Below are 15883 nucleotides of genomic sequence, written 5' to 3' on the forward strand. Positions count from 1 at the left end.
TCATGTCTCGTCCGTTTCCAGCGTTGAGATGTCGCCCTCGGGCAGGCCCAGTTCGCGGGCCTTGAGCAGACGACGCATGATCTTGCCTGACCGCGTCTTGGGCAGGGATTTCCGGAACAGCACGGCGCGCGGGGCAACCGCAGCGCCAAGCCGCTTGCGAGCGTGGCCGCGCAGCACGCGTTCAAGCCCGTCCGAGGCCTCGAAGCCGGGGTTCAGCGTGACATAGGCCTTGACGATCTCCCCGGCGGTTTCGTCGGGGATGCCGATCACGCCCGCCTCGGCGACGGCTTCGTGTTCGATCAGCGCGCTTTCCACCTCGAAGGGGCCGATCAGGTGGCCCGAGGTCTTGATCAGGTCGTCGGCGCGCCCGACGAACCAGTAATACCCCTCCGCATCACGCCGGGCGAGGTCGCCGGAGAGGTACCAGCCATCGACGAAGCACTTCGCGTAGCGTGCCTCCTCGTGCAGGTAGGCGCGCATCATCGACGGCCAGCCCGGCCGCAGCGCGAGTTCCCCGATCTCGCCGTCGTGCAGTTCACGCAGACCGCCTTCGGTGCGGTCCACGATGCCGGCGGTGATGCCCGGCATCGGCTTGCCCATGGACCCCGGCCTGACCTCCATGCCGGGCTGGTTCGCGATCATGATGCCGCCGGTCTCCGTCTGCCACCAGTTGTCGTGGAAGGGCTGGCCGAAAACCTCCGCCGACCATGTCACCGCTTCGGGGTTCAGGGGCTCGCCCACGCTGGCGAGGAAGCGCAGCGAGGAGAAGTCGTAGGGCGCCGCCGCCTCCGCCCCGGCGCGCATCATCATGCGGATGGCCGTGGGCGCGGTGTACCACACCTGCACGCCTTCGGCCTGGATGGTCGAATACCAGCGGTCGAGGTCGAACTCCGCCTCGTCGACGATCATCGTCACCCGGTTCACCAGCGGAGAGATGATGCCGTAGGACGTCCCCGTGACCCAGCCCGGATCGGCGGTGCACCAGAAGATCGTGCCGGGCTGCAGATCGAGCGCATGGCGTCCGGAGAAGGCGTGGTACGCCACGGCGCCATGGACGTGCAACGCACCCTTTGGCTTGCCCGTGGTGCCGGAGGTGAAGTGGATCAGGGCCGGGTCCTCGGGCGCGGTAGCGACCGCCGGAAAATCGGGAGAGGCCGCATCCAGTGCGGGGCCAAGCGCGGTGCATCCCTCGGGCGCATCGCCGTCACCATCGACGATCAGCACCAGCTTCAGGGTCGGGATCTGGTCGCGCCACGGCGCGATCTTGCGGCGGTAGATTGCGGCGGTGGTGACCAGCACGTTGGCGCCGCCGATTTCCATCCGCGTGCGGATCGGTTCCGGGCCGAAGGCGGAGAACAGCGGTGTGAACACCAGTCCGGCCCGCAGCGTGCCAAGGGCGCAGGCATATAGCTCTGGTTCGCGGCCCATCAGGACAAAGACGCTGTCGCCCCGGTTCAACCCGTGATCGCGCAGTACCGACGCGAAGCGCGCGGACAGGTCGCGCAGGTCGGCATAGGTCAGATCGCGGCGTGCACCGTCCTTGCCCAGCCAGCGCAGCGCGACCTGGACCCCGTGACCGCTTTCGACATGCCTGTCCAGCGCCACGCGCGCGATGTTGACAGACCCGTCGCGCGGATCGGCGAAATCCTCGCGGGCCGCGGCGCTGCCTGTTTCCTGCGAATTCGCATGACTGTCCATGGTCACCTCCCGCTGCCATTATGCCTGATGCCGCCGAAAGTTGTTTGCGCGAGATCAATGACCCGATCATTTCCGTCGGTCAGCCACGCAGGTCGGCCACGCAGGTCGGCCGTGCTGGCAAAAGGGGTGACGAGAATGCGGTCGCCCACCGGGCGCATGGACCAAGTCACATCTTCGCAGCGCGGATACGGTGATCCCGGTCGACTGAGCCGGTAAGGACCACATGCGCTTGCACTACCGTCACGTTCATCGAGGATGTTCGTGCGATGCTTCGGACCGGGCATCACGGGCGCGGGCGATGCGTTTCGCATCCATGAGGACCCCGCTTTCATGCCACCGTATTGACTGCAGACAAGCCGCGCGCCACCCTCACCTGGTCTGATGGCCGCGATCCCGTCACGACCGGAGACCCGCCCTTGCCCCAGCCAATCCAGCCGCCTCTCGACGCCGCGCCGCATTCCCGGACGCCCGAAGACGTCATGGACATGCTGCACACGCGCCGCACCGGTTTGACCCCACCCGAGGTGGCCGCGCGCCGCACGCTTCATGGTTCGAACGTGCTCGCGCAGCGGCGCCGACGCGGTGCCCTGGCGATCCTGCTGCACCAGTTCCGCAGTCTCGTGGTTGGTCTTCTTGCGCTGGCGGCAGCGGTCTCGCTGATCCTTGGGGACAGGGTCGAGGCGCTGGCCATTCTGGTGGTCCTGATAATGAACGCAACGATCGGTTTTGTCTCGGAGTGGCGGGCGGCGCGATCCATGGAGGCTTTGCTGCACCTTGCGCAGGCCCAGGCCCGGGTCCTGCGCGAAGGTGCCAGCGTTTCGCTGGATGCCCGCATGCTGGTGCCGGGCGATATCGTGGCATTGGAAGCCGGCGAGGTGGTGACAGCCGACCTGCGGCTGATCGAGGCGGAGGCCCTGACCTGCGACGAATCTGTCCTGACCGGGGAATCCCTGCCAGTGGAAAAACACAGTCGCCCGCTTCCGCTGGACACGCCGCTGGTGGCGCGGTCGAACACGGCGTTCCGAGGGGCGCATGTGACGCGGGGGACTGGGCTGGGCATCGTCTGTGCCACCGGGATGGCAACGGAAGTCGGGCGGATCACCGCGCTGGTGGACGAGGCGGAACCGGCTTCGCCGCTCGAGACGCGGCTCGACGCTCTCGGGGCGCGACTGATCTGGCTGATGTCCGCATTGTGCCTGCTCGCAGTCGGGGCGGGTCTTCTGCGTGGCTATCCGCTGCCCGAGATCCTGCGCACCAGCGTGGCGCTGGCCATCGCAGCGGTCCCCGAAGGACTGCCTGTGGTCGCGACGGCGAGCCTTGCGCGGGGGATGACGCGGATGCTGCGCCGGAATGCGCTGGTGCGTCGCCTTTCGGCGGTTCAGTCACTGGGTGCAGCGACGCTGATCCTGACCGACAAGACCGGAACCCTGACAGAGAACAGGATGAAACTCTCACGCATCCTGCTGCCTTTGGGGGATGTCGCCGCAGAGGACAGCCGGGCGGCCGTGACATTGCGGTTGGCAGGGCTTGCCAGTGACGCTGCGGCGGACCCGATGGATGCGGCCCTTGTCGAGGCAGCAGAGCGTGCAGGGCTCGGGGCGGATGTACCTGCGGTGACCCGGCACCCGTTCGACGCGGAGCGGCGTATGACCGCACAGATCTTTGCCGCCGGGTCTGGCGTCCATGTCGTGGTAAAAGGTGCGCCGGAGGCGGTGTTGGCCGCTTGCACCTTTGAGCGGACAGAGACCGACGTCCGACCGCTTGTGGCCGAGGCGCGGGCCAATTGGGCCGACCGCGTGGCCGAGGCCGGGTCCGAGGGGCTGCGCCTGATCGGTCTCGCCGAAAAGACCGGACAGAATGGCGATGACCCCTGGCATGGGTTGACACTGGTCGCACTTATGGCGCTGTCCGACCCGCTGCGTTCCGAGGTCCCGGACGCGATCAAGGCCTGTCGTCGCGCCGGTATCCGCGTCGTGATGGTCACGGGCGACCACGCGGCCACGGCCGCCCGCATCGCCTGCGAAGCCGGTATCGCGCAGCAGTCGGAACCGGTTCTCGACGGCGAGGCGCTGGCGCGCGACCTGACCGGGGCCGAGACCTTCCCGGTGCTGGCGCGCGTCCCTCCGGAGGTCAAGATGGCGCTGGTCGAACATTTTCAGCGCAAGGGTGAAGTGGTGGCGATGACCGGTGACGGAGTGAACGACGCGCCCGCTCTGGCGCGGGCGGACATCGGTATCGCCATGGGCCACCGCGGTACACAGGTCGCACGCGAGACCGCCGACATCATTCTGCTGGACGATGCCTTTCCGACCATCGTCGAAGCGGTGCGCGAGGGGCGCATCATCTTTGACAACATCCGCAAGTTCATCGTCTACCTGATGGCCTGCAACCTGTCCGAAGTGCTGGTGGTGGGCTTCGCCGTGGCGGCGGGACTGCCGATGCCGTTGATGCCCTTGCAGATCCTGTTTCTGAACCTGGTGACTGATGTCTTTCCGGCCTTCGCTCTGGGTTTGGGGCCGGGATCGGACAGGGTGCTGGATCGTCCGCCGCGTCTGCCGTCCGAGCCGCTTATTACCTCAGGTGACTGGCATCGCGTGGCGGTGCTCGGGCTGGCGCTGACGGCCGCCGTCCTGGCCGCCTTTGTCGCGGCGCTGTACGTCATGATGCTGGAGCCGGGCGAGGCGGTGACCGTCGCCTTTGTCACCCTGTCTCTGTCGCAGCTCTGGGCATTGTTCCTGGTGCGTCGTCGGGGCAGCAACCTGTGGCGTGGCGAGGAGATGCGCAATCCCTTCGTTCTGGGTGCAATCGGGCTGTGCCTGGCATTGCTGGCGGTAGCGCTGGGATGGCCCGGGCTTGCGCGTCTGCTGACGTTGCCTTTCCCCGGCTGGCCCGCGCTGTCGCTTGCGGTCGGCGCGAGCCTCGTGCCTCTGGTTGCGGGCACCGTGGTGCTGTCATGGCGGCAAACTCAGTCCGGCTTGCCATCCGGCAAGGCCTAAAGCCTCGGCGGGCGTCAGCGGGGCACATCGGGCGGCAACGGGCGCGCGACGGCGAGCGTGAAGCCGCCGATGCCCAGAAGCACAAGTGTGAAGTTCACGAACCACCCCAGCAGGGGCACGAAGTTCAACAGCGCCATCAACACCAGCACCCCGGCCAGCGCCAGCAGGCGCGTGGCCAGCCCGTGCGGATGGTCGCCGCGCGTGGCGTCGAGCAGGTGCTGCGCGATGAAATACGCCGCCAGCAGGTAGCCCGCCATCCAGGCGGCGAGGATGGCGAGGACAACAAGCGGCACCATGGGCACGCCGATGATCGTCAGCACCGCGACAGGCACGAGCCCGAAAAGCGCAGCGAGTCCCCCGAGCCCGGCAAGGAAGGCGCTGCCGGGGCGATCCGCCACCGAGCGGCGCAGGCGTTCGGACAGTTCCGATGCAAAGGCGAGAAAGATCGCCGCCACCGCCAGCAGGAACAGTATCGACAATGCCGTGGTCAGCAGCGCCACGCGCACCAGCGGCACCGAGGGCATCGCGCCGGTCCGCCAGCGTTCGTGGGCATCGGTGACGAAGGCCGGGATATCCAACCGTTCGTAGGTCACGCGGTCGGGCGCGATGACGGAGACGGGGATCTCCAATGGCTCGGGCGCGGCATAGGTCAGGCGCCCCAGGATACGCGCGTCGGGACCGAAGGTCAGTGTTTCGGCACTCAGCCGCGCGTCGCCGCCCACCGTGTCGTTCAGTGTCAGCTCGGCCCCGCTGGCGGTCAGCGATCCACCCACAGGACCGTCGAGGATCACCACCGCTCCGGCCAACCGCGCGTTGCCGCCAACGGAGGCCGTGCCAGCCAGCCGCAGGCTGGCGGCGGCGGTGGTCATGTCCTCGCTCACGGGCGCATGTACCGTCACGCTGCCTCCTGCAGCATAGAGGTCGCCCGCGACGGGGGCCTCGATGCCGACATCGAAGCCCACCGCGTGGGCATCTCCCCGGGTCGCCGCCGAGACGATCACCGTTCCGCCGGCCACGAAAAGGTCGCCGGGGCTTTCGCTCGAGACGGTGGCGCCCTGACCCGATACAAAGTTGTCCGAACCGGTGGCAAGGCGCCGGGATTCGGCACCGAGAGGCAGGGCAGCGAGCAAGGCAAGGGCGGTCAGGAAATACCTCAGGGGGGATCTGGACATGGCAGAGTCTCCGGTGTGTGGGCAGGCGTCGTGTCGGGAGACGAAGATGGCAGTGCCGGCCGCCGCCGTCATTGTCAGCGGTCAAGGCCGGACCGGAACGGGATACCAAAGGGCACTGGCCGCTGGCACCGCAGGCTTTCACCCGTGGGGAAAGCTGGCCGTGGCGATCGGGGCAGCGGTGCCGGGATCAAGTGGCCTACGTCATTCTGCGGGCCGGGATCGGCCGCCACCTCGGCTGGTGGATGCCATGGCCGGGAGCATTTAGTGACAAGCCCGGAGCCCTGAGGTATCGTCCCGCATCAGAAAGGGGGCCTGACGGCAATGGCGCAAAAGGATTTCGGCCGACACCGGAGCCGAAGTCCCCCGCGTTTCCCTTTCAGCCCCACGCTACCCGGACGATGCCCTTGCCTGACAGGACCCGGATCATTTCATGACGACCGACACGACCGCCCATATCCTGGTGGTGGACGATGACCCCGAGATTCGGCGAGTCCTGCGGCGCATTCTCGAAGGTGACGGTCGGACCGTGCTGGAAGCCGGGGATGTCGCCACCATGCAGGAAATCCTCGACCAAGAGCGCGTCGTCCTCGTGACCCTGGATCTGGGTCTCGACCCGGGTGACGATCTTGCACCGGCTCGGCGCCTGCGTGCCAGATGGAACGTGCCGGTGATCATCATCACGGCGCGGAGTGCGCCAGCGGACCGTGCCGAGGGGCTTGCGGTCGGGGCCGATGATTACATTGTCAAACCGTTCGATGGCCGCGAGGTGGCGATCCGCGTGGCCCGGGTCCTGGAACGCTACGCCGCCCGGACCCCGGCGAGCGCCGGAGCGGTTCGGGTGGGCGACACGCTTGTCGACCTGGCAGCATGGCAGGTAACGCCGGACGCGACCGGGGAGACTGTTGAGCTGACCGGCCTGGAAACAGAGCTGATGGCACTTTTCCTGGCTCGTCCCGAGCAGGTGCTGAGCCGCGACGACATCAGCCAAGCGCTGCACGGACGGCCCTGGTCGCCATTCGATCGCACCATTGACGGTCATGTCGCGCGCCTGCGGCGCAAACTGAATGGCATCCCGGATGCGCCGACAAAGATACGTTCGGTGCGGGGCGTGGGTTACGTTCTGTCGGCACCGATCACGCCCGTCCCTGCCTGGCGCTGAACACGGCGCAACGCTTCGGCCATGGCCCAAGCGAGACTGTGCAGGGTGTAGGGCTTTTGCAGGAGTTCAACGGCCAGTGCGCTGTTCTGATCGTACAGCGCGTGTTTCGAGGCATGACCCGAGGCAAGCAGCCGCGCCATACCCGGATAATCGCGACCCAGCCGCGCCATCAGGTCGAAACCTGTCAGCGTTCCGGGCAGCACCACGTCCGAGAACACAAGATCCACGGGCTCTCCGGCGTCCAGCCTCGCCAGTGCCTGGGTCACGTCCCCCGCCTCGAGCGCCACGTAGCCCAGGGCTTCGACCCGGTCCATCGTCGCGTCGCGCACCAGTGGGTCGTCCTCGACGATCAGCACCACCTCGCCATCGCCCATGGGCAGCCGGTCAGGGACTTCGCCAGCGCTCGTCGAAGCCGGTGGGGGAGCGACCAAAGGCAGGAACAGCGTCACGCGGCTGCCTTTGCCGAGGGTCGAGTCGAGGTCGATGAAACCCCCCGCCCGGTTCAGCGTCAGTGCCACGCTGGTCAGTCCCAGCCCGGCCCCGGCGTGTCCGGGACTGGCCGTGTAGAAGGGTTCCAGCGCCTGGGCCAGTGTCTCGGGAGACATGCCGTGCCCGGTGTCGGTGACGCTGACGGTGACGTACTGCCCGGCCCGCCCGTGGGGGTGGCGCGCCGCCTGGGTCGCATCGAGCGTGACACAACCGCTGGCCAGAGTGACCACGTCATCCCCGCCGCAGGCGTCGCGCGCGTTCAGCACGAGGTTCAGCAGCGCGCCGTCCAGCTCCGCCTTGTCGATGGCGATGGCGGCGCCCGGCGCGCCGGGTACGAACACGACGCGAATGCCGTCGGACAGAAGGCGGTGCAGCAGGTTCCAGGTCTCGGCCAGATGTGTGTCGATCTCGAAGGCGTGTCCGCCCGACCGCCGCGGTCCGGCGAGTGACAGCAGCCGCTGGCCAAAGCCCGCGGCAAGGCGTGTCGCTTCGGTTGCGCGGGCAATATGGGCGCGGGCCAGATCGCCCTCAGCCTCCGATGCCGCGAATTCGAGGTTCGACAGGATCACCGTCAGCAGGTTGTTGAAATCATGCGCGACGATCCCTGCCATGCGTCCCACGGTTTCCAGGCGTTGCGAGTGCGCCAATGCCTCCGCAAGACGCGCCGACCGTGTGCGGTCGAGTAGTACACCGGTCATCCAGCGCTGATGGCCTGGACTGTCCACGGACGCCGCCCCGAGCAGTTCCAGCCGCCGCGGCTGCCCGTCGATCTCCGTGGCGAACTGCATGTCCAGCGTTCCGTCACTCCCGGGCGGGAGAGTGCGGGCGCGGGCCTCTTCCAGCCGGCGGGGATCGTCCCCGGTTGCGAGGATATCCCATGCGGTTTCCGGCTCGTCGTCGGGACCCATGCCGAGAATCTGTCGCAGCGTGGCGGACAGGTAGAGCTTGCCGGACCGGTAATCGCGTTCGAATACGCCGATGCCCGCGTGCTCCATCACAGTTTCCAGGCGCCTTTCGAGCGTCGAGACGTCGTCCATGAGCGACGCCGCTCGATCCTGCTCGGCGGTCAGGTCCAACGCGGTGACGGTGATCCCCGAAATATGCCCGCCCGCCTCTCGGATCGGACTGACGTACCAGCGCGCAAAGCTGGTGGAGCCGTCGGGCAGGGAGCTTTGCACGGTGCCCGTGCTATCCTCGCCTGCCAGCCCCCGAATATGGCGCGCGCGCATCTCTGCGGGAATCCAGGGGCTGACCTCGTAGTGCTGTCGCCCCTTCAGTGGGCTGTCGCCGGTCTGGAACGCGCGGCGCCAAGCGTCCGAGGCGGTGACGTAGCGCATCTCCCGGTCGAAGACGGCGACCGGCACCTGCACGCCCGCGATATGCCCTGACAACTGGTCGGCCAGGCTGCGCAGGACGGCGTCGTCGGGTGACGGCGGCAATTCCCCTTGTCCGGCCATGGTCGTCCTCCCGCCCGTCCTGCCGACGTATGCTTTCGCCTGCAGGATGAGGATGCCCCTTTCCAATGCAAATGGAAAAGAGCATTGCGTCCTGTCCCCGGGCCGTCAGACCGGCGTGTGCCCCGTGGTGTGCGGCGTGGCCTGTTCGACGGCGGTCGAGATCGCGTTCAGGGCCTCATTTTGGGCTTCTTCGGCACCCTGCGCCGCCTGGTCGAGCGCGAGGCTCCAGACCTTGCGATACTCTTCGGCGTATTCGCGGACCGTCTTTGCCATGAAGCGGCTCCAGGCCTCGGCCAGGGTGCCGGGGGCCTGTGGTTTCAGCAATTGTGTCATCAGGCCATCGTCGGCATGCAGACGATGCGTGGTGAACCGCAGCAGCTCTTCATTCATTTCGATGACGCGCTTCGCGGCATTTGCCTGCATCTTGAGCATGGCGTCGAAAAGCGGCTGGTCGAAACCGTTACCGAGGCCGAGGGGAACGATGCCAGCCTCTGCCATGGGGTGCGAGGTGGAGCGGGTTTCGGTGGCCATGGTCAGTCCTCCTTTGCAGGTCGAATCCTTTTGGCATGGCGGGGCGTGCGGGGCATTGTTAACGGTCAACGATACGCTGATCAGGAGGGAGCGACGGCCCGTGCGAGGCCCCCGGTGCACATACAGGCGCGGCCGCGGCGCAGGACGTGCACAATCCGGCCTCCACCCAGAGCTCCTTTGCAGCCTGGCGACCACACCCGTCTATGCTGCCATTGTTCGACCGTGACATCCCGGGCCGAACGCCATTGTGTATTCGGTCGCCGCCACGGCCCGCAGTGGCGCGACGCGATCCGTGCCCTGCATGACAGCCGCCTTCTGAAAGGGCGCCTTGGCGCAACTGGTTGACGGCTGTCAATGAGCCGCCGCAGCAGGGGTGAGAGGCTGGCCCCAGACGACAGAGGAGCTATCCCATGACCCGTTTCCCACTTGCTGCGCTGGCCCTCTCGGGCCTCCTGCTGGCCGCTGCGTGCGAGAACATGACACCCGAACAGCGCACCGTGGCCGGTGCCGCAGGCGGCGCTGCCGCCGGGCTGATCACCGCCGAAGCGCTGGATGCCGATGATGACTGGCGCCTGATCGCGGGGCTGGCCGGTGCCGCAGCGGGCGTCATGGTTGCGCAGAACGCCACTACGGACCGTTGTGCCTATGCGCGCGGCGACGGCACGTATTACTACGCTCCCTGCCCGTGAGGTCCCGCCATGCAAATCGAACCGATCCTGAGCTGGCGTAATCTGGACCCCTCGGATGCAGTGGCGGAACTGGTCGCGCGCCGTATCGCCGTACTTGAACGCCTGCACCCACGCATCACCGGCTGCGAGGTCGTGCTGGAGGCCGATCAGAAACGCAAGGCCCACGGCCGAGTGGTAAAGGCGCGGCTGACACTCCACATCCCCGGCCCCGATTTTCATGCCGAACGCGCAGTGGCGCAGGGCAGCGCCCGGGGTGACCTGCTTCTGGCCGTCAACCGGACCTTTTCCGCTGCCGAGAAGCACCTGAAGAGGCAAAAGAAGACCATGGCCGGGCTGGAGGTGAAACATCATGCGCCCGTGCTGCACGGCGAGGTCACCCAGCTGGAGCCGGAACTGGGCTGGGGCACGATCCGCGCCGATGACGGCCAATCGGTCTATTTCCAGCGCGACAGCCTCACCTCGGATGCCTGGGACCAGCTCGAAATGGGGCAGCGCCTGCGGTTCCGCGAGATGATGGGCGAGAAGGGTCCTTATGCAGTGGCCGTCAGCCTGGCGGCGGCGTCATGACCCGGGACACTCTCACAGTCATCCGCGTGCCCGAGGCCGTCGGTGTCTTTGCCAGCGTCGAGGCATTACAGGGCGCGATATATGACCTGATGATGGTGGGCTTCAGCCGCCATGACATCAGCCTCCTGGCCGACCACGAGACGGTGGAGAAGACGCTGGGCCGCCACTTCTGGAGCGCCGACGAATTGGAGGACGATCCCGCCGTGCCGCGCACGTATTTCGTGTCCGAGGAGGCAATGGGCGAGCTGGAAGGCAGCGTTGCAGGGGGCTTTTTCTTTCTCGGGTCCTATATCGCCATGCTGGCGCTGTTGACCCCGGCCAGCACGCTGGCAGCCTCGGTCGCGGCGATTGCCATCGGCGGTGGACCCGCAGCGCTGGTCGGAACTCTGGCGGCAAGGCAGCTTCATCAGCACCACGTCGAGTATTACGCCGACCAACTGCGACGGGGCGGCATCCTGCTGTGGGTGCGCGTCAAAGATGCCGAGCGCGAGGCACTGGCGCGTGACATCCTGAGGCAGCACTCCGGGAAGGATGTGCATGTCCATGATTGGAGCACGTGACCGCAGTCAATGACTGCGCATCCGGGGCCGGCGCAAGGCGGGCGTCAACCCGGAGGAGGACCACAGTCCGGCGTCATAGTCTCGGGACTTGCTCACGACCTGGTGTACGGGTTTGGCATCGCCGCCATCGCTGTGGAGAATGGTGCCCGGTCGTCGGAAAACTGGTCTGGCGGGCCATTGCCCGCCACAACCGTGAGGTTGGCGCGACAATCAACGAACCGCGTGGATGGCTCCGCTATGAAAAGAGCGGCCTGACCACGGAATTTGGGGCGCAGGTCCTTGAGCTGGGAAACATAACCGATTCTGCGGAATATGCTGCGTCTGGAAAAGCGGCGTGGTTGCATTAACGACTGGCAGCGCCGAATTCACTCAGCCGCTTCAGCCGCTCCGGCGGCATCGTCGCCTCGAACCGGTCGGAGGACGCGACCTGCACAAATGGATGCGGGAAGGGTGTCGCGCGCGGGTTCTCGGCGCCGGCGATGCGATCACGCGGGTATTTACCCAACTGCCGCAGACGTTCCATGTCGACGATCTCGACCAAGTCGGACGCGGGCAAGCGGATGGCGCTCCGCTCGATCAGTTGGTGCAGCGCGCGGCACAGGGTCTCTGCCGTCATGTCAAGCAACGAGGCAAGGTCTCGCCGGGACAGGGCGATGCGGATCAAGGGCACATTTCCCGTGCCGCGGGCGGGCTTCTGGTCGAGCAACCAGAAGGCGACGCGTTGCAAAGTATTCCGGCCCCGCATCCGGATGACTCCCTGTTGCGCCTCCTGATACTGCTGCAGTGTTACCGAAAGAAAGGCTTGGTAATGCTCTGGCCGGGCCTTGAGGAAACTGTTCCAGGCCTCACGCGGCATCCAGCAGACCATGCCATCGGTCGCGGCCTCCACGGCGTGGCCATGCCGCTGACCGTCGGTGTTGCCCACCAGTTGGCCGGGGCCGACGGTCTGGAGAACGTGTTCGGCCCCGTCTTCAGTGAACACCACGATCTTCAGCAATCCCGAGACGACGACGCCGATGCGTCCGACCTCATCGCCTTGGGTAATGATGGTTTCGCCACCGTGGAAATGCGTACGCGTGGTCCGCACCGAGAAGGCAGCAAGCGCCTGATCCCCGAGCATTTGGCAGAAACCCCTGCGCCGAGAAGTGCAGACACGACACCGGTTGTCGCACCGCGATGTGGTATCGGTCTGGCCGTGCATGCCTGCCCCTCTCTGCAACCGAGCGCCGCACGCTCAAAGGGGGTGCGACGAGTCGTCGAAACATCTACCAGAAGAAATACATCCCAAATTTAAAATATTTACCAAACGTTAACTGTGCAGAATTGTGCAGGGACTCGGGTCAGGGACGAAGGCTGCCGCGCAGGGTTTCGGTCACGGTCGCGTCGGGCACCTGATCAAAGATGGTGTAGGCCTGCCCCACGGCGGCCAGCGGCTCGGACGGATGGGGGCAGATCACCTCGATGCCCAGACCGCGCAGGGGGTCAAGCCCGTGGCTCAGCGCCACCGGCAGGGCGGCGACGATCTCGATCGCGCCCTGATCGCGGACAGCGCGGACTGCAGCCGCAAGCGTGGTGCCGGTGGCAGCGCCGTCGTCGACGATCAGCACATGCCGACCTTTCAGTGACAGCGGCGGTCGGGCATCGGCAAAGGTCTTGCTGCGGCGGGCCACCTCGGCGACCTCTTCCCGAGCGATGGCCTCAACCTGCTGCCCGCCAAGGCCCAGCGAGCGCCTCAGCGCGGCATTGTCCACCCGCTGCGACGGATCGGGGCCGGTGACGGCGGCCAGCGCCACCTCGGGGTTGCCGGGGGCGCCGACCTTGCGCACAACCACCACGTCAAGCGGCGCCCCCAGGTGGCGCGCCACGGCGGCCGCGATGGGTACCCCGCCTCGCGGGATACCCAGCACGATCCACTCCGGCCCGATGCGCTGGGGCAGGGCGGCGATCAGCTGCGACGCCGCTTCGGTGCGATCATGAAACAGCACCACGGGCCGTCACGCCGCCGTGACCGAGACGGTGCGCTCCGAAGCCCGGGCAACGGCGGTCTTCGGCAGGGTCACCGTCAGGATGCCGTTGGCAAACTGTGCCTCGACCTTGTCGGTTTCCACGTTCTCGGGCAGGCGGATGCTGCGCTGGAAGCTATCCCATCGGCGTTCGCGCATATGCCAGGTCTCGTCGTCGGATTTCCTCTCCTCGGACTTCTGGCCGCTGACGGCCAAGCTGCCGTTGGACAGTTTCACCGTGATTTGCGCGGGTTCAAGGCCGGGCAGTTCGGCCACCAACCGGTAGCCCTCGGGCGACTCGGTCAGATCCATCGCGGGACTCAATACCGTCATGCCAGTGTCGTCGCGAAAAAGGCGAGGGCCGCGTTCAAACCACTGGCGCGGCTCAAAGGTGTCAAAGAGGCGCTCTATCTCGTCGCGCAGGCTGCCGAAGCCGGTCCATGCGGCAGGCGGGCGTGGTAACGGATCAGAGGTGGTGGTCCGGGTGATGGGGATGTCCTTGGTGGTCATGCTGATCTCCTGAGCAATAAAGCGGGATGCCCCCCGGTCGGGTTCGACAGAAGCCTGATCCGACAGGAGAAGCGTTCGCGACTGGCTTGGACCCACGTCACAGGGACAAGGAGACGCAGGACGCTGCGAACGGGCTCAGGCTGCCAGCAGAACGAGTAAGGGGCATTGACAGCCGACAAGCAGGCGCGACAGGCGATGCCGCGGAGAACGGCACCCCTGCCGGAGAATGCCGCCGGAGCGATCGCCATGGCGAAAGGGACCCACCAATGACGCAGCCCTTTGCAGTATATGGTACAGCGCGGAGCTGATCGCCTTGAATGCGCAACACCATGTAGAGCAGAAAGCCCCCGAAGATTTCCTCGGAAACTGCCTGAGACAGACGTCGGCTATGCGGACAGAGCCAGCGCAGGCGGTAGTATAACCAAGGTCTGCTTCGTCGCAGTTGATTATAGATGCATGCCAGTACAAGCGTTGACCACGTATGACGGAAACCTATCGCTTCTTCTTTATCGCGGGCTTTCCGAACCACGATCATACGATGAAACATGAACACGCTTCGCAAGCCTACGCGAATAAGGACAGCTTCCGCGTGAGCGTGACATGGCAGCGGAACGTCTCACCTGCGTATGCGGTGTCTCCGCGCCCCGGGGTGATCGGCTTGGCGACTTGACGTTCGACGGCAGGAGATCGTCGATCCTGCTGCCGGCCGGGGGGCGGGTGGTGATAACTTCGAGGGTTGCCTTCAGGTTGGCCAAGGGTTCGACGCCGTTGATCCTTGCCGTTGCAATCAGCGAGGCAATAGGGGTCCAAGTTCGTCCGCCTGCGTCGTGACCGGCGAAGAGTGCGTTCTTTCCGGTCATCGCGATAAGGCGGATCAGGTTTTCAACGACGTTGGCGTCGATCTCGACGCGGCCGTCGTGGAGAAAGGTCTGCAAGCCGTCCCACTGCCGGTGGATATTGGTCAACTTCTCGCCGAGGCGCAACTTGGCCGAGACCCGCAAGCGCTGTGCCTGAAGCCAGTCCCCGAACTCGGCGACGAGTGGTGAACTGCCGGTTTGGCGGGCAGACAGGTGCAGGCCCTCGGCCGTAAAGACCACACCGGGCGGGTCATCGCCTCTTTGACCCCGATCGGCGCCAGCCAGCGCCCTGAGGTAGCCGGTCGTGGTCGGCCAGGTCCCCCGGGGCGAGGACAGGTACGGCCGCTTCGTCTCTCACCCACCAGGTGCAGCCAAAGGACGCTGTCGAGAGGGCATGAATAGCTTGCCGGATGTCTTGAGGTGCTCGGGTCAGCCGGTCGACAACGGTACTGAGGTGGAAGGCAGCGGTGCCTGCCCAGTCCAGGTTGCTGCGGTCGAGCTGGATCCCGGAGCGAGCCAGGACAGGGCTCTGCCTGTAAAATGAAAGGGAGCCCCCGCATCATTTTCAGCCGTTTCGTCGTGTAATCCTCCCACCTGGGGTGGGGCGGCGGTGCGACCTTCTTCGGATCTGCGAAGTGCCGGACCCATTCGCGAGAACCCTTGCGCGACTCCCGCTGGTAGGTTTCATCCGCCTCTACGATTCCCGAGAAGCCCACGGCTGGGCTGGTGTCGGGCAGTGGATGAACTCGGCTATCTCCCCTTCGCGCAGACCGGCGGCCAGCTGCTGTTCCATCTCGTCAGCCGCCTCTGCGAGCGCACCTCGATCATCGTGACGACCAATCTCGACTTCGGGGAACGGCCTTCGGTCTTCGGCGACGCGAAGATGACCACTGCGCTGCCCGACCGCCTTACCCGTCACTGCGACATCGTCGAAACCGGCAACGAGAGCTGGCACTTCAAGAGCCGCGAATGACCAAGACCCCGCTGACCCGATACCGCTGCGCTGTATGGAGGCCACACCGCATCGGGCCAGCTAGCCGTGCGTTCCAAGGGGGGCATTTTTGGATGCCGTTAGGGGGCAAGATTGCGTGCCGATTGACAACCGAGGTCATCCACTTCGTGGAAATCGGCCGATGCCGTGGAATGGGAAACACTGAAATGGGTCGACTGGTCCAACAACCGCCGCCTTATCGGG

12 protein-coding genes and 3 pseudogenes are annotated in these 15883 nt (G+C 66.1%); 6 read left to right on the forward strand and 9 right to left on the reverse strand.

Annotation, left to right across the window (positions count from 1 at the left end; all coding sequences use genetic code 11):
• A complete protein-coding gene (gene acsA, locus J5474_RS06705) occupies positions 1 to 1698 on the reverse strand; it encodes an acetate--CoA ligase (protein ID WP_209360046.1) in 1698 nt (565 codons plus the stop codon).
• A gap of 416 nt (positions 1699 to 2114) precedes the next feature.
• Here acsA and J5474_RS06710 point away from each other — a divergent pair, with 416 nt between their 5' ends.
• On the forward strand, positions 2115 to 4694 hold the full coding sequence (locus J5474_RS06710) for a cation-translocating P-type ATPase (RefSeq protein ID WP_245216302.1): 2580 nt from the start codon (positions 2115 to 2117) through the stop codon (positions 4692 to 4694).
• Between the two features lie 14 nt (positions 4695 to 4708).
• On the opposite strand, the gene J5474_RS06715 is transcribed toward J5474_RS06710, so the two are convergent.
• Positions 4709 to 5866: an EI24 domain-containing protein gene (locus tag J5474_RS06715; protein WP_209360047.1), complete on the reverse strand. Its 1158-nt coding sequence runs from the start codon at positions 5864 to 5866 to the stop codon at positions 4709 to 4711.
• Between the two features lie 430 nt (positions 5867 to 6296).
• On the opposite strand from J5474_RS06715, the gene J5474_RS06720 reads away from it, so the two are divergent.
• Entirely contained in the window at positions 6297 to 7025 is a 729-nt protein-coding gene (locus J5474_RS06720) for a response regulator transcription factor (protein ID WP_209360048.1), read from the forward strand.
• On the opposite strand, the gene J5474_RS06725 is transcribed toward J5474_RS06720, so the two are convergent.
• Together J5474_RS06725 and J5474_RS06730 are read right to left on the reverse strand one after the other, a co-directional pair.
• Positions 6980 to 8971, reverse strand: coding sequence for a hybrid sensor histidine kinase/response regulator (locus J5474_RS06725; protein ID WP_209360049.1), 1992 nt, complete (start codon positions 8969 to 8971; stop codon positions 6980 to 6982). The genes J5474_RS06720 and J5474_RS06725 overlap by 46 nt on opposite strands.
• 105 nt (positions 8972 to 9076) lie before the next feature.
• Complete coding sequence (locus J5474_RS06730) at positions 9077 to 9502, reverse strand: phasin family protein (RefSeq protein WP_209360050.1); 426 nt, start codon at positions 9500 to 9502, stop codon at positions 9077 to 9079.
• 410 nt (positions 9503 to 9912) lie between these two features.
• Between J5474_RS06730 and J5474_RS06735 the strand changes: the two genes are divergently transcribed.
• The 3 genes from J5474_RS06735 to J5474_RS06745 are packed head-to-tail and all read left to right on the forward strand — an operon-like array spanning position 9913 to position 11318.
• Positions 9913 to 10191 carry a glucose-6-phosphate isomerase gene (locus J5474_RS06735; RefSeq protein ID WP_209360051.1) on the forward strand — a complete coding sequence of 93 codons (279 nt, stop codon included), beginning with the start codon at positions 9913 to 9915 and terminating at the stop codon, positions 10189 to 10191.
• Between the two features lie 9 nt (positions 10192 to 10200).
• Positions 10201 to 10758: an HPF/RaiA family ribosome-associated protein gene (locus J5474_RS06740; protein ID WP_209360052.1), complete on the forward strand. Its 558-nt coding sequence runs from the start codon at positions 10201 to 10203 to the stop codon at positions 10756 to 10758.
• Positions 10755 to 11318: a hypothetical protein gene (locus J5474_RS06745; protein WP_209360053.1), complete on the forward strand. Its 564-nt coding sequence runs from the start codon at positions 10755 to 10757 to the stop codon at positions 11316 to 11318. The genes J5474_RS06740 and J5474_RS06745 overlap by 4 nt, the downstream gene beginning before the upstream one ends.
• A gap of 343 nt (positions 11319 to 11661) precedes the next feature.
• On the opposite strand, the gene J5474_RS06750 is transcribed toward J5474_RS06745, so the two are convergent.
• From J5474_RS06750 to J5474_RS23240, 5 genes and pseudogenes are all read right to left on the reverse strand, one after another.
• On the reverse strand, positions 11662 to 12438 hold the full coding sequence (locus J5474_RS06750) for a Crp/Fnr family transcriptional regulator (RefSeq protein WP_209360054.1): 777 nt from the start codon (positions 12436 to 12438) through the stop codon (positions 11662 to 11664).
• Between the two features lie 220 nt (positions 12439 to 12658).
• Complete coding sequence (locus tag J5474_RS06755) at positions 12659 to 13303, reverse strand: phosphoribosyltransferase (protein ID WP_209360055.1); 645 nt, start codon at positions 13301 to 13303, stop codon at positions 12659 to 12661.
• A 9-nt stretch (positions 13304 to 13312) separates the two neighbouring features.
• Positions 13313 to 13831, reverse strand: a complete 519-nt coding sequence (locus tag J5474_RS06760) for an Hsp20/alpha crystallin family protein (protein WP_209360056.1) — start codon at positions 13829 to 13831, stop codon at positions 13313 to 13315.
• 656 nt (positions 13832 to 14487) lie between these two features.
• Positions 14488 to 15235, reverse strand: a pseudogene (locus tag J5474_RS06765) (IS66 family transposase); the annotation flags it as partial.
• A 1-nt stretch (position 15236) separates the two neighbouring features.
• Positions 15237 to 15395: pseudogene (locus tag J5474_RS23240) on the reverse strand (IS1595-like element ISTme1 family transposase); the annotation flags it as partial.
• 29 nt (positions 15396 to 15424) lie between these two features.
• On the opposite strand from J5474_RS23240, the pseudogene J5474_RS06770 reads away from it, so the two are divergent.
• A pseudogene (locus J5474_RS06770) lies at positions 15425 to 15661 on the forward strand (ATP-binding protein); the annotation flags it as partial.
• Positions 15662 to 15883 lie beyond the last annotated feature (222 nt).

Source organism: Sagittula salina, from assembly GCF_017813235.1.
GTDB classification, from domain to species: domain Bacteria; phylum Pseudomonadota; class Alphaproteobacteria; order Rhodobacterales; family Rhodobacteraceae; genus Sagittula; species Sagittula salina.